Genomic DNA, 19,249 nt, shown 5'->3' with positions numbered 1-19,249 from the left:
GAGATGTCGAAACCCGCAAAACACTGATAGAGTGTATTCCTTGATCGCGGCGTTACGCATCTCCTGAAACCCGGTGACGGCGGGGCGCTGTAGTTGATGTTGCCGGGGTGTTCGAGGTCACGGCTCGAACGTGATTCATACCTCTAACCTGACGCAGATGACTGCGGCACCCAGATCCGACGGAAGAGGTCGAAAACCCTACGTTTCGGAGGTATTGAGGAATCTGCATCCACTCACCAGGTTGCTTCGTCGAAGTTGGATTCTGCGGCTAGAAACGACACTCAGAGTGTGAACTACAGGGCTCTCGCCGGGGTATACTTGCGGATGAGCGGCTCTCTGTAGTTGGCAGTAGATCGCAGGGATCGCTGCTCGGTTATGAATATCGAGAATCGCATCTGAAAAACTCGCTCGGGTTAACCGGGTGAGGACGATCAAGAGCGCCTAGATGGTCACTACGAGCTCGTCAAGCGAGGGACCCCAACGAACGAAAGCAGGCTAGTGCTGCCTTGCGGGCTTCGGGAGTGTGTTCTGTTGCCGGCAGCTGGCCAGACCTGTCGCGGTCTCGGACGTTGACTCATCGTCGACCGAGTCAGCATCCGCCAACCGATCGTGCAGGTGTAGTGACTGCCCGCTTGAGGTTGACCTCCATCTCCGCCTGAAGGCGGAATAATTTGACGCTACCTCCGGTTGTCTTCAGTTTGAATGTTAGTCGGCACGGGGATTTCTTGTACTAGGTCCCCTATGTGCTAGACTATGGTTGGCGTACGGACGGTCCTCAAGGACGAACCTGTCGACGGCTCCAGTGACGGCGCTACCGTCCTCGTCGCGCTGTCCAACCCGGATCACGTCGACCAGCTGCTGCGGACCGCGACGGACCTCGCGACGGGTGGCGAGGTGCTGGTCGTCAGCGTCATCCACAAGCCCGTGACGTCGCCGTTCCTGCTGTTCTCCAGCGATCTTATCCGCGACGAGTACGACGAGCGGCGCCCGCCCTTCCTGGAGCGGGCGGCCGTACTCGCCGAGGACGCCCCGGTGCCGATCCGTCGACACCTCCTCGTCGGGAGCGACGTCTCCGAGGCCATCCTGACGGCACAAGCAGATTCGGACGCCGACGCGATCCTCCTCGGGTGGCAGGAGGTCGCCCGGCCGTCGGATTTCGTCCTCGGCGCGACGGTCGATCGCGTCGTCGGCCGCGCTCCCTGCGACGTGTTCGTTGAGCGCGTCGGCACGACCGCCGACGGGATGGACGAGATTCTGCTCCCGACCGTCGGCGGCCCGCACCTCGAGCCCGCGACGGACCTCGTAGCGGCCGTCGCCGATGCCAACGACGCCGCCGTCTCGGTGGTCACCTACGTGCCCCCAGACGCTGACGAATCGACGCTGTCCACCGCAGAGGAGCACGTCGCGACTGCCGAGGAGCTGCTCTCCGGCGTCACCTGTCGGACGGAGGTCGAGACCTCAAGCGACGTCGCCGACAGCGTCGTCGCGCGGGCTGCCGAGAGTGACTTCGTCGTCCTCGGCGCCACCCGCGAGCGGGCGCTCACCCGTCGCGTCGTCGGGTCCGTCGCCGAGCGCGTCGCCCGTGAGGCCGCCCCACCGGTCGTCATTGCCAAGCGCCGGGCCGAGCGCTCGCTCCTCGGCCGCGTCTTCGATCGCTGAACCGCGTCAGTTCCCGTCAGCGTCCTCGGTTCCTTCGGTGTCCTCGGTCCCGTTGGCCCCACCGCTCGCCTGGGGCCGCTCGACGCTGTTCTGGACGCGCTCCTCGATGCAGCTGGCCGTATCGCCCGTCCCGCTGCACTCCTCGGCCCACGCCGTCTCCAGGCGGTACCTGGCGACGACGGTCCCGTCGACCAGCACGCTCGCCTCGAGCCGGTCGGCCTGCCAGCCGCTGCCCGGACCGACGATCGGCTGGTAGTACTCCTGGGAGACCGACCGGATCGTCTCCTCGACGCGCGTCTCGATCTCGGACTCGCCGGCGTCATCGGGTAGCTTGCCGGGGGCGTATTCGAGCGTCACCACGTTGCCGCCGTCCCTCAGCTCGTGAATCTGTACGCCCTCCTCTTCGAGGACGCCTCGGATTCGTTCTATCACGATGCCGTTGTCCAACCCCTCGCCGCTGCCGTCCTCACCGGCGCCGCCGTTCGAGCATCCGGCGGCGACGGTCGCGACCGCGGTCGCAGAGAGCAAGAGGTACCGTCGTCGGCGCATAGCCGACCGTTCGGGTCGTCGGGCCTAAGCGTACCCCCGAAGATAGACGGTCGCCTATGTGGGGTCTCTGTAGAGGGATTCCTGTAACGGAGAATCCGTGAGAAAGCACGCGACGTGCGTGGTCGCGTGCACCCGGTTTCCGCCGCGACGACGGGACAGGGGATGTGCCGTCCGCCGGAAACCGGGTGCACGTGATTGGGTGTCGGATATAAGGATTGGGGTGTCGCACGGAACGCTCTTTGAGTCGGCCGGCGACGGTAGGGTATGTTCGCGAAGGTCCGGTCGTGGCTGCGGCTGGCGTGGCCGTTCGTCGGGTCGCTCTACCTCGGGTACCTCGCCGTCCAGGCGCCGCCGATGCGGTACGTCGGCGTCATCGGTCTCTGCTTCGTGCTGCCGTTGCTGGCCGGCTGGATCGCCGGGCAAATCTGGGGCGTCGGTCCGTGGGCGGACGCAGGCTCGGACGCCGAGTGACGCAGAATCGCGGCTAGGGTTTGTGCGTGAAGATGAACGCCTGCTCGTCCTCGACGCCGACGCAGAGGTCGAGTTGCTTCGAGAGGTTGAGGCTCGTGGGGTTCTGCTTGCAGACGACCAGGTCGTCGAAGGGCTCCTCGCAGGCCGGGCAGGCGACCGAGACCGTGTTCTGGTAGGACTTGATCGCCGAGTTCTCCTCACGGGGGGTCAGCGACGCGAGTAGTTCGTCCGTGTCGATGTCCATACGCGTCACTACGAGCGATTCCTATTGAACGTTCGTGACAGCGATGGCTCTTGCTGGGTGGGTGCCGCCGGGAGAAGACCTCTGACTCAGTCCGCCTGTTCGCTGCCGCGTTCCCAGACGTTCGAGACCGATTCGCCGGCCGGCGGTGTGTGATCGATGTCTTTGAGGGTCTGTTTCTCTGCCATCTTGTGAGGTCGTAGCACATCTGGCGTACTTAACCGTTTCATGAGTCTGCCTATAACACCTAATACCATATTGATATTCTGCGAATGGACGATAATCCGCATGTGACAATACAGATGGCCATTTTGGGCGTGCAAGTGTCTCTTATTTCTCCCGAATCAGAACACCATTTGGGTGACTGGTCAACGGTGGACTTCGGGGACGGACCCTCTGATCGGTATACATCCCCGTGTCAAATCCCGTTCATCGCGTCGACCGAATCGTCGAATTCAGCAGATGAATCGGACAGGTACCTTATATCCCAGTGAGAGAAGTATCAGCCTATGGATAGAGGACGCACACGCGACCAGAGGCGAGCACAATCCTCGGTCATCGGCGTCGTCCTCATCATTGGCATGACGTTAGCTGCAGCCTCTGCTGTGGTCATGTTCGGTAGCGCTGCCCTCGACGGGGGCCGCCATCAGTCACAAGTTGGCCAGGCCGAGCAGGCGATGACACAGTTCGACTCTCGAGCAGCGCAAGTCGCACTTGGGGAATCCGAGGTACAGACCGTCCGGATCGGTGGTGCTAATGGACAGTATTCGATCGATCCAGAAGCTGGGCACGTGACCATCGTCCACGAGAACCGGACCGGGAACGGGGAGGAAGACGTGATCTATAGCAAATCACTGGGGACAGTCGATTATACGCTCGGCGACACAGTGATCTCCTATCAGGGTGGCGGTGTATGGCGGTCCGACGGCGGTGGGTCATCTATGGTTTCATCACCGGAGTTCCACTATCGGGACGCGACCCTCACCTTTCCCATCATCCGCGTCTCGGGTGGGGGGAACGGCGCAGGCGATATCTCGGCTCGTGTGAGTCGATCTGGCCCACCGAATCCCGTCTTCCCAAGAGATGAAGATTACCCCGGTTCAGAAACTGCGATGGAGAACCCGATCTCCTCGGGGACGATGAAGGTGACTGTCCAGAGCCAGTATTGCGGGGGCTGGAAGCGCTATTTCGAGACCCGGACCGACGGGAACGTCACAGGCTGTACGGATGGGAATGTAACCGCCGAAATCTACTCGATTGGAACACAGGGTGAATTCCCCATCGCTAACGAGCCCGAACTGACAATGCGCGGGGTTGAGGACTTTGAGGGTGGTCAATTCGACCTCACGTTCCGTGTCGATCAGGATGGGGCCGGACAGAATTCTGGTTTCAACAACTTCGAATGGTCGATGAGCGCTGAGGAAGGCGACAAGCAGTTCGAGGTCTACATCGAAGCCTCGGACGGCCAGCCTGATTGTAGCGACGATACTCCCGGTGAAGTGCCCGTCAATGTAGTCATGTACTATAGCGCAGATGGGGGAGCGAACTACGAAACATGGCAGAATGATCAGGACTTCACTATCGAATGTGAGGGGAGTGAACCAGTGCTCAGGGTTGATTTCCTGTCATCTACAGAGATGAGTTATACGTCGGCGGATGTGTACGAACGTGGCGGTAATGGACAGAGCCTGCCGCGATTCAGAGGGGACGCCGAGTCCAACAAAAGCTCAACGAGCTTCGACGGAACGACGTACCCGGGTGACAAGAGCTCCGAGAACATCGATACTCTCATCCAATATTACGTCGTCGAGATGGGAGACATGAATCTCAATATTCTGGAGGGGAACAACGCTGGTATCAGTGACGCCTCGAGCGGTAATATCCAGTATACAGGCGATGGCAGGGTTATCACGTTCCTCCATATCACGGAGAACAACGTCACTGTCGAATTCGACTGATCGACGTACGGATACGGAACATCCGTGGCGGATGTCTCGCACGTCACGCCACGGATGAAGTCGACGGGCCCGATATGACTGACATGTAGCGAGCGGAAGCCCACCCTCAAGGGGTGGGAGGAGGCCAAACAATCGGTGACCCTCCATAGTTCAATGATGGGTGAGTCCCGTGCCTGTATTCGTACGGTTCGCGGTGACGTCGTTCCGAATACGGCACAAAAGGATACTGCCTCCCTCTCGGATGCTCGCCATACCTTAACCGTACTTGAGGGCCAAGAGGTATTGCATGACCCCGAACCCAGCCATGGAGGGGACGTTACCCTCGGGGAGAGTTGACGCTTTGACCCACTCCTGAAAGCATCCTTCTGCTTCAATCCGGGGACGGTGCCAAGTGTCGTTCTCTCAGGTTACGTCCACCCAGAGTCTCGACCGCGCGACATGAAGGTAGTTCGTCTCGAACTCGCAGTCGATCTGGGCGATATCTGAGCCGGATTCATTGATGGTGCAATCACCGCCGAGATCGTCAAGTTCAGCTTCAAAGTAGCTCTCCCAGACGGGTGCCCGGTTGGGAGTGGTCGAGAAGTTGAGGGTCACTGTATTCGGTTCAGCGACGGAGGCAAGGAGGCGAGAATGGCTTTCTTCGGCCCGCACGAGTACCGTCGTCGAACCAGAGACTGATTCGGACCCACCCCGAGGTTCGATGTAGCGGAGTACCGTTCGCTCACTATTGAAGATGAAGTCGGGTTCGCGGAGCATCACTGCAGAATCTCCATCCTCGCGGATGACGGCACCGTTCTCGTAGACGATTTGGGTATCGCCACCTGCATCATAGACGATCGGGCGAGGTCGAGCCGTGGCAGCCGTCGCCAGAGAAGTGGCGTTTATCGACATCCGACCGTTATCCCTGACCGTGATTCGGGCGTCGGCGAGTTTGATCTCGGTTGCACGACTGGGTGCTTTGTTGAGGCCGATATCCTCGAAGTTATTCGCGAGGACGTCGAAGGCACGTTCCGCGTTCGCCAGCTGTTCGTGATCACGTGTATCCTGCAGTCCGGTGAAGCCGCCGACATAGACGAAACTGATGGTCCCCAGAATGATTGAGAACACGAGGATGAATCCGACCACCTCACTCACCGCGCGGTCATCAGTCATTCTGTAATTTCACCTCCGGATCGCCGGTGGACGTGTCGATCTGCACTACGACGCCTCCACCATCTGCAGAGCCGTCGACGGCAATTTTCGACGCGATACCGACGGTGACGACCACATCCAGTTGGGGCGATGAGAGTCGCAGCTGCGGCTCACTCGAACCGCCGCTGTGAACCACCTCTATCCTGTACGGTGTGCCAACGACCTCTTGAGGGAGTCCTCTCCGAACCCGGATATCCTCGATATCCTCGGTGGTCGCGGTGCGAGCGAGCCGGTCGGCGGCCGAGATATCTGCCGATACCTGTTGGCCGATCACCTGGAGTTCGCTCCTGGCTGTATTCTTTCGTTGATCGTCTACGAATCCACCGGCACTGATAAGCAAGCCGCCAACCAGCAAAGTGGCGACCGACAGTGTCAACACGTAGCTAAAGACCGGTGAGACACCTCGACTGTCGGCCTGGAAATGGGTCATACCAGCTCCTCCCTCTCGAACATCAGGTCACCCTTCCAGGGGATCTCCATGGCCGTAGGGCGATTAATCGCCACGTGATTAGGCTGCTGCCACGGATAAGACGTTCCATGAGTGGACCGTTGAGAGTGGTCCTCGGAACAGGTCTCGGGTCCCCTGTGAGTCCCGTCGGTCTCTCTCGCGAACGGGTCGCTCACCTGCTGTTCCATATCATTAGCAAAGGTTCTCACAGGCGTCCCTCTGGCGGCGCTGAAACGGCGGAATGACGAGGGGTCCCCATCATAGTGCCACCGGCTCACATCCGCCATACGATCACCTCCACACGCACGACGTTGTACACGTCGCTTCCGGGATGGGCGTCAGGCGCATAGAACTCGTCAGTGGTCGAGAGTTGTACGTCGGTCGTTCCATCCGCAGCCCGAATCGAGTCATCGTCATAGAGGGTGACCCTTCGACTGGCTGAGGCGGCGTTATCGCTGGGCTCGCCGTGATAGACCATCCGCTGTGGGGACGTTTGATTCTCTACGTGGACGATGATGTTCACGGCAAGTCCTCGGTCTCCATAGGCCCGGTCGACCATCTTCCCGAACGTGTTCTCAGAATACCCGTTCGTGTAGTAGCCCATTCCTGTGGTCCCATGGAACGTGTTTTCCGTTCGGTCCCAGTACAACACGGCCTCTTTGAGAGAGCTATTCTCGTCGGCTGCAGCCAATAGCCCAACAGCCGACGAACGTTGCTGATTCTCGATGTGCTGGTTGGCAGTACTGGCCGACAGCGGCGTCACTGCTGTCACTTGGAGCGCGAACGTGAGACTCGCTACCAGTAGTAACGCGGCGATGAACGCTTCCAGGGTGTATGCCTGGCCTCGTGCTGCTTGGCTGGGGGGACGCATTTTACCACACCCTCACGAACAGTGTTGCATCTCTACCGTCGATGCTGACGACCCGTCGCGCAACGGTGACGGACTCTGCTTTCTCGGAATCGCCGCCAATACGGTAGGGCGTATCACAGCTGCTTTCAGCAACTGTGACGACCGTTTCACCTGTTTTATCATAACAGAGGGAGCTCTGAACGCGCGTCTCTTCGTCGATCTCTACGAGGGAGATGTTGATCTTCGGACGCTCACTGACCCCGATTCGTTGTCTGTAGTCGCCATTATCGGTATTGTATCCACAGCCGGTGACCGTCGCGCTGTCGTCTTCTCCGAAGAATCCGGTGGTGCAGGTGGTATTCAAGATGTATGGCTCGTTAGGGTTGGCCAGCGATCCCTCGACTAGATTGCTCGCTACGCGGTCGGCGATGGCCGACTGCTCCTGGTTGCCGTCGATGAACGGCGAGGTCAGCGACGGGATGAAGGTGAAGACGAACGCGACGGCGAGCAGGAACACGCCCATCGCGATGGCGAAGTCCAGCGTCGTCTGCGCCCGGCCGTCCTGGTGGTCTGTGGGGTACATGGAAGATTCACACCATCATGAAGACGATGAGCGCCAGCGTCGGCAGGACGACGACGAACTTCAGGCCTGCCAGGAGGCTCACGTCACGGATGTAGCCAGCGATGAACCCAGAGATGATTCCCTGGAGGGTGACGGCATGGAAGAACAGCATCGTGAGCATGTCGATGTCGAGGCCGCCGCCGAGCTGCATCCCCCCACCGCCACCCCCGCTCTGCGCGGAGGACGCCTGCTCGGTGAGGCCAGCCATCGTGTCGAGGAACTCCACCTTCAGCAACGCCATCACGCCGAGCAGCGTACAATAGGTCATGATGATGATGACCATCTGCATCCGCGTCCGGGACTTGCGGTCCCGCTCGATGTCGTCCTGATTCTCGGAGGCCTGCGCGGCCGTCGAGAGGACCTGCGTGATTTGGCTGGAGGCCTCCTGGGCCTTCGAGATGAGTTTGACCGTCCGGGCGAGCCGGGGGATGTGGTACTTGTTGTTGAACTCCCGCAACGCTGTCTTCAGGCTGGTCCCGTAGTTCACCTTCGCGTACATGGTCTGGAACTCGTCGGAGAGCTTTCCAGAGGAGGTGTCGGCGACGACCTTCAGCGACTCCAGCAGCGTCATCCCGGTATCGTTCGCACTGGAGAGCTTCCGGAGGTTGTCGGAGAGGCTGTTCGTGACGGCGCTCCGCGAGCGGACGTTCCACTCGTAGAAGATCGTCAGCGGCAGGAGGTTGACGTACAGCGGGAGATAGACCCAGAAGAACGTCCCCCGGACAGGCGAGGACATGAGGCCGTCGGTGGTCGTCGGCGCGAACCCCGCCATCACTGAGAACGCCATCAGGACGAGCGACACCGGAAAGGTCAACGCGAGGACCGCCAGCGGATGGTCCCGGAAGAAGATATGCGGTTCCTTCAGGACGTTCAGCGTGACGTAGACGCCTTCGCGGGACTTGATGCGGTCGAAGAGACCGTACTCGCCGGTGTACTGCTCGACGAGGCCGAGGTCGAAGATCTCGTTGGACTCGTCGCCGAGTTCGCCGTCGGCGGTCCGCAGGTAGCCGTCGCCGACCTCGTCTTGGACGACCGTCGAGACGAGCACCAGGAACCCGACCCCGATGAGCGGAATCAGCCCGTAGACCGTCCCGTACAGCAGCATGTCCTGGGCCTCCCCGAGCATCGACATGATGACGAGGATGATGATGAGCAACAGCGGGAACAGCGACAGCGTCATGAACATCTCGCCGAACAGCTCGAGGGTCTCGAGGACGAGTTCCTGTTCCTGCTGGGAGGTCCGCATGTGCTTTTCCTTCTGGTCCTCGAGGAATCTCTCCATGTCCCCGCCGGAGTTGATGATCGACAGCATGTCCGTCAGGAACTGACTGAGCTCTTCGGAGGGCGTCTCCATCGCCTGGTTCCGGATCGCGGTCCGGTAGTCGGTGTCGAAGTACTCCGTCTCGAGGACGATCGACTGGAACTCGAGGGCGACCTCGCCGTAGGTGTCGTCGGCCTTCGCCATCGCCTGGAGAATCTCGAGCTGGTTGAGACCGCCGACGGACAGCGCGTACATGAAGGAGATGGAATCCGACAGCAGAACGTTGATCTCACGTTTCCGGGCGTCGGAATCGAGATACGGTTTGGCAACCATTCCACCGAAGCCGGTGCCGAAGCCGATGGAGCCAAATATCAGCCCCGAGATGACGATGATGAAGGGGATCTTCAGGTCGTTAATCATCGAGAGATACGGCTCGGGCATCGGAAGGCCAAGAAACACCGGTGGCGTCGTGACCAGGAAGGTGACGATAGCCCAGCCGAGCAGCGTCCCAATCAACCAGAGGCCCGCACCAACCAGGACGCCGATCGCAAGTGCCCGCGAGAGATAGATTTCGACGGTCTGGGGGACGCGAGCCTCGGCGAGCTTCCGCTCGAGATTGGCGACGAAGTCGCTGTTATCACCGAAGACTCGGCGGTACAGCGGATAGAACGCGTTGGCGAGTGAATCATCACCGCCGGTGGAACCGGCCGAGCCGAAGCTCATCGCTCGTCCTCGTTGCCGAAGATATCGACGCCATCGTCGGCTTCACCGCCGTCGGTCGTCGCCTCGTCATTTGATTCGGTTTCACCACCTGCCTCGAATGCGAAGCCGCCGTAGTCGAAGCCGTCACTGTCGCTTGCATCGGTGTCTTCACCGTCGCCATCGCTATCATCGGCACCATCGCTATCATCGGCACCATCGCTATCATCGGCGCCGACCGCAATGTCGTCGGATTCCTCGATGACGAGGGCATCTGCAATGTCCTTATCCGGCGTCTCACCGCGGTAGCGCTCCAGCAGCCCGTCGGCGTCCTCGAGGATGCCGTCGACCACCCGCTGCATCTCCTCGCTGGCGGAGGGCCGCGGGACCATCGCCTCCTTGTCGGGGTCGATGTCGATCTTGACGGACTCCATCTCCCGGAGGTCCTCCAGGGAACGTTCGAGGTCGTCGTTGGCGATCAGCGCCAGGATGGTCTCCTGGTCGTTGATGAACGCCTGCAGCGTCGCCGCGACCTGCGTGTAGGTGTTGAGGCCCTCGCTGATGAGGTAGGCGATGACGATCTCCCGCATGAAGATCTCCTCCTCGATCTCTGCTGGCGGGACCACCCGCGGTCGAACATGATCTCGTCGATGGTGTTCGACTCGCCCATCTTCAGGAACTCGTCGGTCTCGGCCTGCCACTGGTAGACGTCCTGGACGTTGATCTCGTCGTTTTCGGGGTCGTAGTGGTTGATCTCGGTCAGCGACTTGTTCCGGCGGACCTTGTTGCCCTGTACCCGCGTCGACGTCTGGATGGACACGAGGTCCAGCGCCGTGAACATCGTCTTCGAGACGTTGATCGGGTCGGTCGTGAACCGCTTGATGACCTCGCCGACGGAGTCGGCGTGGAACGTCGTCAGCGTGGTGTGACCCGTCGACATGACTTGGAAGAGCGTCCGGCCCTCCTCACCACGGATCTCACCCATGACGATGTACTCGGGCCGCTGTCGGAGGGCGGCCTCCAGCAGGTCGAACTCGTCGACGTCACCCTTGTCGCCGTCGGAGAAGGAAGGCCGAGTGACGCTGGCGATCCAGTTGCGCTGGGGCAGTTCGACCTCGCGGGTGTCCTCGATGGAGACGATTTTTGCCTTCGAGGGGATGAACAGCGACACCGCGTTCAGCGACGTCGTCTTCCCGGACGCCGTACCTCCGGCGAAGATGAGCGACTTGTGGTTCTCGATACAGAGCCAGAGGAACGCCATTTCCTCCAGGGAGAACGTGTTCCAGTTGATGAGGTCGATGGGGGTGAACGGGACGTCCTTGAACTGCCGGATGGTGTAGTTCGTCCCGTGATCGGAGACCTCTCGGCCGAGCGTGAGCTGCGAGCGCGAGCCGTCCGGGAGGGTGGCGTCGACCTGCGGACTCCGCTTGGAGATCCCCTTCCCGGAGCGCTGGGCCATCTTGACGACGAACTCGTCGAGTTCCTCCTCGCCGTGGTAGACGTTCGTGATGATCTGCTCGTAGTCGCCGTGGTAGACGAACACCGGCGAGTTGTAACCGTCGCAGGAGATGTCCTCGATGTTGATGTCGTGCTTGATGCCGTCGATGCGCTCGAAGCCGATGAAGTCTCGCTTCAGCAGGTAGAGGAGCTTTTCGATCTGGTAGGTCGTGAGCGTCTGTGAGTCCTCCTCGATGATGGCGGGCTCCGGACGGGCCGCCACGCCCTGCAGCTCCGCTGGCCCTTCGTCCTCTTCGACCTCGACCTCCTCGTCGCGGTTCAAGAGCCCCTTGATGCCATCAAGGAAGCTCTCGTCGGGCTTGGCGCCCTCGTCGTAGAGATCGTAGCGGTCGAGGAGGGCGTGCGTCTCGGTCTCGATGACGTTGGCGCGGGCGTCCTCGTCGCCCTGGACGATGACGTCGTCACTGGAGTACTTGATCGCAGTCTTCAGCTTCCCGGAGATGAACTCCCGGAGGTCCGACTCGATGGGCGTGAGGTGCGGTTCGATGAGGTAGTACTTCTTCTCGTTTTCCTTCTCGGAGTGGAAGATGACGACGAACGCGTAGGGCTTGTTCACCCAGTAGCGGTCGACCTCCCGGAAGTGGTGCTTCTTCTCCTGGGGGACGGCCTTCTCGAGATCGTAGCGGTTCGCGACGGTCGTCGTGCCGTCGGGATTGGTGAAGAATTCGTCTTCGTTGATATCCGGGTCGACGCGGACCGTCCGTTCGTTGGCGCGTTCGGTCAGTTGCGTCGCCCCGACGCCGGCCGCTCCGACGACATCCGAGAGGGAGTCAGGATTGAAGCCGAGGAATTCTTCGGGTTCGAACTCCGCGTCCTCTGGTTCTTCACCCTCCTCGTCGTAGTAGTACTCTTGCTTGAAATCTTCCCAGTCATACTCGCCAACTGTGGGCGTTTCCTCTCGCCCGTTGACATCCCCTTCGTCGGCACCGGGCGTGGTATCCGAGTCGACGGCATCGGCCGGCCCCCCAGGTCCAGCATCTCCCGCATCCGACTCATCAATAGCCATTACCACCAGCCTTCATCATCTCAGTGAAAAAGGGTTGTGACCCTTTCACGGGCCGATTCGTCCGAAGGGCTGGCTCTCGACCCCGAAATCGGCGGATGAAAGCGGCTTGAGAACGGCCCGGGGTTATGCGACGAACCGCTCGAGCCGATCCATCGCCTCCTTCAGTTCGTCGAGGCCGGTCGCGTAGGAGGCCCGGAGGTGGCCGTCCGCGCCGGCGCCGAACGCCGACCCGGGGACCATCGCCACCTGCTCGGCCTCCAGGAGGTCCTCGGCGAACTGCTCGGCGTCGTCGCCCGGACACTCCGGGAAGACGTAGAAGGCGCCCGTCGCCTCGAAGCAGTCGACGCCCATCTCCTCGAACCGCGAGAGCACGAAGTTCCGCCGGCGGTCGTACTGCTTGCGCATCTCCGCGACCTCCTCCTCGCAGTTCCGCAGCGCCTCGATGGCCGCGTGCTGGGCCGTCGTCGGCGCCGACAGCATCGTATACTGGTGGACGCGGTTCATCGCCGAGATGACCTCGGCCGGCCCCATCGCATAGCCGAGGCGGAGCCCCGTCATCGCGTAGGCCTTCGAGAAGCCGTTGAAGACGACGGTCCGCTCGCGCATGCCGTCGAACTCGGCGATGGAGACGTGCTCGCCCTCGTAGGTGAGGTCGGCGTAGATCTCGTCGGAGAGGACGTCGACGTCGTGCTCCCGGCAGAACTGCGCGACCTCGAACAGCTCGGCGCGGTTCATCGTCGCGCCCGTCGGGTTGTTCGGGTAGCAGTAGACCAGCAGGTCGGCGTCCTCGGCGCCGGCCTCGGAGAGCACCTCGGGGGTGAGCTTGAACTCGTCCTCGACGCGGGTGGGGACGTCGAGGACCTCGCCGCCCGCGAACGTGACGCCCGGTTCGTAGGAGACGTAGCAGGGCTGAGCGACCGCGACGGTGTCGCCGGGGTTCACCAGCGCGCGGAAGGCGAGGTCGAGGGCCTCGCTGGCGCCCGCGGTGACGAGGATCTCGTCGTCGGGGTCGTACTCGAGGTTCCAGCGGCGGACGTCGCGGGCGATCTCTTCCCGGAGCTCGCGCTTGCCCCGGTTGGCGGTGTAGGAGGTCTGCCCGCGCTCCAGGGAGGTGATGGCAGCCTCCCGGGCGGCCCACGGCGCCGAGAAGTCGGGTTCGCCCACACCAAGGGAGATAACGTCGTCCATCTCCTCGGCGAGTTCGAAGAACCGGCGGATGCCGGAGGGCGGCACCTCGGCGACGCGGTCGGAGGGCGTCAGCGTCATGGCGTGACCGACAGGCGATCGTCGTCGCCGCCGTCGTCGAATCGGTAGCCGCCCTGCTTGTACGTCTCCATGATGTAGTGGGTGACCGTCTGGGTGATCTCCGGCAGCGGCGCGACCTTGTCGCTGATGAACCGCGAGACCTCCCGCATGTTCTGGCCCTCCACCTCGAGGGCGAAGTCGTAGTCGCCGGAGACCAGCCGGAGGCCCTGGACCTCCGGGAAGCCCGCCAGCCGCTTTGCGACGTCGCGGTAGCTGGTCTCGCGGTCCAGCGTGACGTTGCACTCGACGTGGGCCTGCACGCGCTCGTCGCCGACGGCGTCCCAGTCGACGATGGCGGTGTACCCCTGTACGACGCCCTGGGCCTCGAGTTCGTCGATGGCCTCCTCGACTGCCTCCTCGTCCCGCCCGGTGAGGCGCGCGAGGTCGGCCGTCGAGTAGCGGGCGTTCTCGCACAGCAGTTCGAGGAGTTCGTCGCGCTCGTCCATACGGGTACCCGGGATAGCGCGGACTAAAGCGTTGCGAGCCTCCGGCACGCCGTCGCACGCCGACCGGCCCGACCGACGGATAGCTGCGTGCCGCTTAATATAACGATTCTTGGTGCGGTTCGGCATATAAGGTCATGCTGTGGCATATTATCTCTCGATACTATTATTATCCCTTCGAACGCTTGTCCGGACATGAAGCAGCACGCGCTTCAGACGGCACTCACACTGTACCAGGGCGGCACACTCGACGCCGAGACGGCGGCCAAGAAGGCCGGCATCTCGCCCGAGCGCCTCCAGCGAGCCGTCGAACGCGCCGGCGGCACCCTCGGGACGCCCACCGCCAGTCCGAAGCGCATCTCCGTCGGCGCCGACTGACCGCGGTTCCCCCAGCCCGCACCCGGCGCCGCTGACGAATCGAAACCGAACCGGCTTACAGACCGGACGGCGAAGCCCCGGCCGTGCCGCGCAGTCACGCGCCGCTCGTGGTCGGCCTCGTCTCCGGTTCGCACGTCGTCAACCACGCGTACCTGCTCCTCTTCGCGCCCGCGTTCTCGCTCCTGAGCGGCGAGTTCGACGCCTCCCTCGCGGCGCTCGGTCTCACCATCGGCGTCGTCAACGGCGTCGTCACCGCCGGCCAGCTCCCGCTGGGGTACATCTCCGACAGCTACAGCCACGCGGCGGTCCTGATCGGCTGTCTCGTCGTCGGGTCGCTCGGCTGCGCGCTGTCCGCGCTGGCGCCGACCTACGAGTGGCTGCTCGTCGCCGCCGGCGTGATGGGCCTCGGCGTCGCCGGCCACCACCCCGCCCACTACCCGCTCATCTCCGCCGCCGCCCCCGAATCGTACCGCTCGCGGGCCTACAGCGCCCACGGCTTCGCCGGCGCCGTCGGCCTCGCCGTCCCGTACGCCGCCGTTCCCGCGGCCGTCGCGCTCGGCTACGGCTGGCGGGCGGCCTTCCTCGCCATCGCCGCCCTCGGGTTCTGCTACGCTGGCGTCGCCGCCCTCGTCGTCCGGCGACTCCCGGCGTCGATCACCCGCGCCGGCGCGCAGGCCCGAGAGGACGACCCGGCGCCGTTCGGCAGCGCCGACACTCCCCGGGAGCGCCTCCGCGACCTCCGCGACCGCTTCGTCGGCTACCTCCGGATGCTCGCCGGCGCGCCGCTCATCCTCGCGCTCACCGCGCTGTGGTTCGTCAACAGCGCCGCCATCTGGGGCGTCCGGTCGTACGCGGCCACCCTGCTCGACGCCGGCTACGGCGTCGACGCCGGCACGGCCAGCCTCGTCGCCAGCGCGATGCTCGTCGTCGGCGCTGTCGTCCTCCTCGGTGGGGGCTACCTCGCCGACCGCATCGGGCCGCTCCCGATGCTCTTCGCTGGCTACGGCTCGCTGGTCGTCCTCGCCGGCCTCCTCTCGACGGCGCTCCTCCCCGCGCTCGCCGCCGTTGGCGTCGTCCTCCTGCTTGCCGCCACGGTCGACCTCTCCCGGCCGGCCCGCTCGACGCTGACCGACCTCGCCTCGGAGCGCCGCGACGTCGGCAAGAACTTCGCGCTGATGACCATCGGCATCTCGGCCGGCGGCGCCGTCGCCCCGCCGGTCTTCGGCTACGTCATCGAGCAGACCGACGTCTGGGCGGCCTTCGTCGGCGTCGCTGCCACCGCCGCCGTCGCTCTCGGGCTGTCGCTCCTCGTCGCCCGGACCGTCCGCGACGGTGCCTGAACGCACGTCGACCCGCGTCGCTCCCAGACCGAGGTGGAAAAGCACAAACGCGCCGGTGGCGACAGGTCTCCCAATGAGCCACGTCCGGAACATCGCGCAGGGTGCCCGCGGCTTCACGAGCAACGCCTTCCTCGTCGAGGGCGAGCGGACCGTCCTCGTCGACGCGGGCAACGACTTCGACGCCGTCTCGCGGATCGAGAGCGCCGTCGACGACCTCGACGCCCTCGTCCTCACCCACACCCATCCCGACCACGTCGGCAACGTCGGACCGGTCGTCGAGGCCTTCGACGTCGACGTCTGGGGATTCGACCCCGACCAGGACCTAGTGGACCGCGCCATCGCCGACGGCGACGAGGTACGGATCGGCGACCACGAGCACGTCGCGCTGCACACGCCCGGCCACAAGGACGACCACCTCTGCTTCTACTCGGAAGAGGCCGGCACCCTGTACGCGGGCGACCTCGTCTTCGCCAACGGCGGCTTCGGCCGGACCGACCTACCGGAGGGCGACCGGGCGACGCTGATCGAGAGCGTCGAGTACCTGCTGGAGACCGTCGACGACTCGCTGTCGGCGATGTACGTCGGCCACGGTCCCGCCGTCGAGACGGACCCGATCCACCACGTCGAACTCGCCCTCCAGTCGGCCCGGATGAGCGCCTGACACCTCGGTCCCCGATTTCGGTCCCTACCGGGCCTCTATCCGGTCATTCTACGAATCTGGGAATCTGCTGCGGTATATATGCTCCTGTGTCGCGTCTCTGTAACTGTAGGAGATCACAATGTCAACAGAGAAACTGTCGGCCGGGACGAACGTCTTCGAGAGCAAGATCGGTGGCATCAGCGTCACGGGGAAGGCCCACAGCCTGAGCGCGTGGTTCGTCCTCGCCTTACGGCTCATGATCGGGTACGCGTTCCTGTACTCGGGCTTCACGAAGCTCACCGCCGCGGAGCCGTTCGACGCCGGCGGCTACCTGACCCACGTCGCCGCAGCGAACGGCAACCCGCTAGCCGGCGTGTTCGCCTGGATGGGGTCGTCGCCGTGGTTCGTCGAGTTCGCGAACGTTGCCGTCCCGTGGGGCGAGGTCCTCATCGGCCTCGGGCTCATCGTCGGCGCCATGGTCCGCCTCGCGGCGTTCTTCGGCGCGCTCATGATGCTCATGTTCTACTTCGGGAACTGGGACATGGCCCACGGGTTCATCAACGGCGACTTCGCGTACATGCTCGTGTTCCTGGCGGTCGCGGCGTTCGGCGCCGGCCGCATCCTCGGGCTCGACGCGCTCATCGAACAGTACGAGATCGACGGCACGCCGCTCGTCGAGAAGTACCCCCGCCTCGAGTACGTCCTCGGCTGAGGTCGACCCCGGCCGCTGGACGATCTCTTTCTGCGCCGCTTCCGATCATCTTCCGTCCCACACGCCGACGCCACCCCGTCACTCGCTGTACAGCGAATACGTGATGACGGCGAACCCGACGGCGACGAGCAGGCTCTCGATAAGGAGCACGACGTCGACGGGTGCGCCGAACGCCTGGTGGGCGGCGCCGGCGAGTAGCGACCCCAGCGTGACGAAGCCGAAGCCGCCGGCGAGGTAGCCGATCGGCCGGGCGCCGGTCCGACGGTACGCCCGGGCCGCGAAGAAGGTGATGAGCCCGCCCAGGACGAGCGTGATCGCCTTGAGCGCGACGACCGCGGGTGCGGTCTCCGCCGAGATGGTCGCCGCGATCATGTCGCGTCCCGGACCTCGGTCCACATGTCGACGAGGTTCTGCTCCGGTTCGGCGAGCGGCCGGTTGATGGCGACGTCGAGCCGGTCGGCCTCGTCCATCTCCAGGACGATCCGCTCGAAGTCCCGGACGTACCGCGTCCGGTGGTGGCCGCCCTCGCGGATCTCGGTGCGCTCGTCGACCAGTTCGGCGCGCTTCAGCCGCGCGACCTTCCGGTAGGTCGTCGACAGCGGGACGTCCGCCCGCTCGGCGAGGTCGCTCACGCTCGTCGGCTCGGACAGCTCCGAGAGGAGGTCGCGGCACTGCTCGTCGTCCAGCGCGCCGACCACGGTCGGCGCGGTCAGCGGTTCCGAGCGCCCGTCGTCCAGCACCATACCTCCGACTCTGGCGGGTCCCCTAAAGAACTGTGCCCCGGTTCAGACCGCCGCGAGCAACTCGTCGTACGCCGTTTCGTAGGCGTCCGCGACGGCGCCGACGTCGTCGCGCTCGTCGCTCGACAGCGCCGGCAGGGTCAGCGCGGCCGCGGGGTCGAGTAGCTCCAGCACGTTGTCGACGCGCTCCTCGAGGCGCCCCTCGTGGGCGCTGCCGCTGGCGACCTCGCAGGACTTCGCGTACCGCTCGCCGTCGTAGATCCGGCAGCGCCGGGGTTCGACCACCGCGACGGCGTCGGGGGCGAACTCTGTCAATGGCCGCGCGATGTCGGAGTACGACTCGACGATCGCCGCGTCTCGGGCGGCGAGTTCGTCGTCGAGGGCGGCCAGTGCCGGCGCGTGGAGGTCGGCCATGACGTCGTTCAGTTCCGCGAGCGTCTCGACGACCGGCGCCTCGTCCAGCGAGAAGGCTCGCCGGGCGGCCGGCGGCACCTCGACGTCGGCGTTGGCGACGTAGCGGTCCCCCCCGTCGACCGTGGGTGGCGTCACCCTGTCGCAGATGAACCGTCGGCCGTCGCGGCCGAGTGGTCCCTTCCCGCGACCGGGCGTCGGCAGCCACAGCCGGTGGACGGGGTTGATGGCCTCCGGGCGGACGTCGCCGGGCGAGGCGGCGGCGATCAGCTTGGAGTCCTTGCCGTAGAGCCGACCCTGCTCGACCGAGCGGCGGTAGTCGTCCTGGTCGTACCAGTAGCCGTTGCCGGCGCGGGGCTTGTAGCCGCGGACGCCGGTGCGTTCGATCAGGCCGGTGGTGAACGTGGTCTTGCCGGCGTCGACCTCGCTGGACCCGGCGACGAGCAGCTTCATTTCAGGCCGTAGTAGCCGGGCTGGTCGTCGGCCTCGGGTTCGGCGAAGACGAACGACTCGCTGTGGTCGAGCATCCACGGGATGGCCCAGTCGAGCAGGACGTTCTCGGTCTCGGGGTCGAGCTCCTGGCCGGGTTCGACGCCCTGGAGCAGCCGCGCGATCTCGTAGACGGTGTACAGTTCCTCGCGGTCGAGTACCTCCTCGGGGTCGCGGAACTCGAAGGCCCGGAGGTCCTCGAAGTCCTCGCGTGGTCGTGGCATGCGCGGGCCTAGGCGAGCGCCCCCCTTGGCCCTGACGGGACGGCGGCGCGAGAGATGTCGCCCCGTCCGCCCTGTGCGTGGACATCGGCCAGGA

At 63.9% G+C, this 19,249-nt stretch carries 21 protein-coding genes and 1 pseudogene; 7 read left to right on the top strand and 15 right to left on the bottom strand.

The window, feature by feature from the left end; translation table 11 throughout:
- Nucleotides 1-753 precede the first annotated feature (753 nt).
- A complete protein-coding gene (locus HWV07_RS04235; protein ID WP_178333102.1) occupies nt 754-1,659 on the top strand; it encodes a universal stress protein in 906 nt (301 codons plus the stop codon).
- A gap of 6 nt (nt 1,660-1,665) precedes the next feature.
- Here the strand turns inward: HWV07_RS04235 and HWV07_RS04230 are convergent, their stop codons facing one another.
- The gene (locus HWV07_RS04230) at nt 1,666-2,208 is read right to left on the bottom strand and encodes a DUF8159 domain-containing protein (RefSeq protein ID WP_178333101.1); all 543 of its coding nucleotides are present in this window, start codon (nt 2,206-2,208) and stop codon (nt 1,666-1,668) included.
- A 264-nt stretch (nt 2,209-2,472) separates the two neighbouring features.
- Between HWV07_RS04230 and HWV07_RS04225 the strand changes: the two genes are divergently transcribed.
- On the top strand, nt 2,473-2,679 hold the full coding sequence (locus HWV07_RS04225) for a hypothetical protein (protein WP_178333100.1): 207 nt from the start codon (nt 2,473-2,475) through the stop codon (nt 2,677-2,679).
- Nucleotides 2,680-2,692: 13 nt separating this feature from the next.
- On the opposite strand, the gene HWV07_RS04220 is transcribed toward HWV07_RS04225, so the two are convergent.
- Entirely contained in the window at nt 2,693-2,923 is a 231-nt protein-coding gene (locus HWV07_RS04220) for a DUF7385 family protein (RefSeq protein WP_178333099.1), read from the bottom strand.
- An 86-nt stretch (nt 2,924-3,009) separates the two neighbouring features.
- Entirely contained in the window at nt 3,010-3,108 is a 99-nt protein-coding gene (locus HWV07_RS20180) for a DUF7989 family protein (protein WP_484549446.1), read from the bottom strand.
- A gap of 321 nt (nt 3,109-3,429) precedes the next feature.
- Between HWV07_RS20180 and HWV07_RS04215 the strand changes: the two genes are divergently transcribed.
- Nucleotides 3,430-4,878, top strand: a complete 1,449-nt coding sequence (locus HWV07_RS04215; protein ID WP_178333098.1) for a DUF7289 family protein — start codon at nt 3,430-3,432, stop codon at nt 4,876-4,878.
- A 402-nt stretch (nt 4,879-5,280) separates the two neighbouring features.
- Here HWV07_RS04215 and HWV07_RS04210 read toward each other — a convergent pair whose 3' ends face one another.
- The 8 genes and pseudogenes from HWV07_RS04210 to HWV07_RS04175 form a co-directional block, all read right to left on the bottom strand.
- Nucleotides 5,281-6,030: a DUF7289 family protein gene (locus HWV07_RS04210; RefSeq protein ID WP_178333097.1), complete on the bottom strand. Its 750-nt coding sequence runs from the start codon at nt 6,028-6,030 to the stop codon at nt 5,281-5,283.
- The gene (locus HWV07_RS04205) at nt 6,023-6,499 is read right to left on the bottom strand and encodes a DUF7266 family protein (RefSeq protein WP_178333096.1); all 477 of its coding nucleotides are present in this window, start codon (nt 6,497-6,499) and stop codon (nt 6,023-6,025) included. The genes HWV07_RS04210 and HWV07_RS04205 overlap by 8 nt, the downstream gene beginning before the upstream one ends.
- 292 nt (nt 6,500-6,791) lie before the next feature.
- Nucleotides 6,792-7,388: a DUF7288 family protein gene (locus tag HWV07_RS04200; protein ID WP_178333095.1), complete on the bottom strand. Its 597-nt coding sequence runs from the start codon at nt 7,386-7,388 to the stop codon at nt 6,792-6,794.
- A gap of 1 nt (nt 7,389) precedes the next feature.
- The gene (locus HWV07_RS04195; RefSeq protein WP_178333094.1) at nt 7,390-7,950 is read right to left on the bottom strand and encodes a DUF7287 family protein; all 561 of its coding nucleotides are present in this window, start codon (nt 7,948-7,950) and stop codon (nt 7,390-7,392) included.
- A 7-nt stretch (nt 7,951-7,957) separates the two neighbouring features.
- Nucleotides 7,958-9,973 (bottom strand): type II secretion system F family protein, encoded by a 2,016-nt coding sequence (locus tag HWV07_RS04190; protein ID WP_178333093.1) that lies wholly within the window; start codon nt 9,971-9,973, stop codon nt 7,958-7,960.
- 26 nt (nt 9,974-9,999) lie between these two features.
- Nucleotides 10,000-12,365 (bottom strand): annotated as a pseudogene (locus HWV07_RS04185) (type II/IV secretion system ATPase subunit); the annotation flags it as partial.
- 231 nt (nt 12,366-12,596) lie between these two features.
- Nucleotides 12,597-13,739 (bottom strand): pyridoxal phosphate-dependent aminotransferase, encoded by a 1,143-nt coding sequence (locus tag HWV07_RS04180; RefSeq protein ID WP_178333092.1) that lies wholly within the window; start codon nt 13,737-13,739, stop codon nt 12,597-12,599.
- Nucleotides 13,736-14,224 (bottom strand): Lrp/AsnC family transcriptional regulator, encoded by a 489-nt coding sequence (locus HWV07_RS04175; protein WP_178333091.1) that lies wholly within the window; start codon nt 14,222-14,224, stop codon nt 13,736-13,738. Before HWV07_RS04175 ends, HWV07_RS04180 begins: the two co-directional genes overlap by 4 nt.
- Nucleotides 14,225-14,416: 192 nt before the next feature.
- Between HWV07_RS04175 and HWV07_RS04170 the strand changes: the two genes are divergently transcribed.
- The 4 genes from HWV07_RS04170 to HWV07_RS04155 all read left to right on the top strand — a co-directional run bounded on the left by HWV07_RS04170 (nt 14,417) and on the right by HWV07_RS04155 (nt 17,291).
- A complete protein-coding gene (locus HWV07_RS04170) occupies nt 14,417-14,599 on the top strand; it encodes a DUF7317 family protein (protein ID WP_178333090.1) in 183 nt (60 codons plus the stop codon).
- A gap of 83 nt (nt 14,600-14,682) precedes the next feature.
- Nucleotides 14,683-15,939, top strand: coding sequence for an MFS transporter (locus HWV07_RS04165; protein WP_178333089.1), 1,257 nt, complete (start codon nt 14,683-14,685; stop codon nt 15,937-15,939).
- A 73-nt stretch (nt 15,940-16,012) separates the two neighbouring features.
- A complete protein-coding gene (locus tag HWV07_RS04160; protein WP_178333088.1) occupies nt 16,013-16,600 on the top strand; it encodes an MBL fold metallo-hydrolase in 588 nt (195 codons plus the stop codon).
- A 118-nt stretch (nt 16,601-16,718) separates the two neighbouring features.
- A complete protein-coding gene (locus tag HWV07_RS04155; protein ID WP_178333087.1) occupies nt 16,719-17,291 on the top strand; it encodes a DoxX family protein in 573 nt (190 codons plus the stop codon).
- A gap of 78 nt (nt 17,292-17,369) precedes the next feature.
- On the opposite strand, the gene HWV07_RS04150 is transcribed toward HWV07_RS04155, so the two are convergent.
- From HWV07_RS04150 to HWV07_RS04135, 4 genes are read right to left on the bottom strand one after another with little or no spacing between them, the layout of a single operon-like run.
- Nucleotides 17,370-17,663, bottom strand: a complete 294-nt coding sequence (locus HWV07_RS04150; protein WP_178333086.1) for a DUF7521 family protein — start codon at nt 17,661-17,663, stop codon at nt 17,370-17,372.
- On the bottom strand, nt 17,660-18,034 hold the full coding sequence (locus tag HWV07_RS04145; RefSeq protein WP_178333085.1) for a winged helix-turn-helix domain-containing protein: 375 nt from the start codon (nt 18,032-18,034) through the stop codon (nt 17,660-17,662). The genes HWV07_RS04150 and HWV07_RS04145 overlap by 4 nt, the downstream gene beginning before the upstream one ends.
- Nucleotides 18,035-18,076: 42 nt before the next feature.
- Nucleotides 18,077-18,895, bottom strand: coding sequence for an ATPase (locus HWV07_RS04140; protein ID WP_178333084.1), 819 nt, complete (start codon nt 18,893-18,895; stop codon nt 18,077-18,079).
- On the bottom strand, nt 18,892-19,155 hold the full coding sequence (locus tag HWV07_RS04135) for a DUF5827 family protein (RefSeq protein ID WP_178333083.1): 264 nt from the start codon (nt 19,153-19,155) through the stop codon (nt 18,892-18,894). The genes HWV07_RS04140 and HWV07_RS04135 overlap by 4 nt, the downstream gene beginning before the upstream one ends.
- Between the last annotated feature and the right edge of the window lie 94 nt (nt 19,156-19,249).

The organism is Natronomonas salina (genome assembly GCF_013391105.1).
In the GTDB taxonomy this organism is placed as follows: Archaea; Halobacteriota; Halobacteria; order Halobacteriales; family Haloarculaceae; genus Natronomonas; species Natronomonas salina.
The sequence above is the reverse complement of the archived record's forward strand: the minus strand, read 5'-3'. Positions and strand labels throughout refer to the sequence as shown.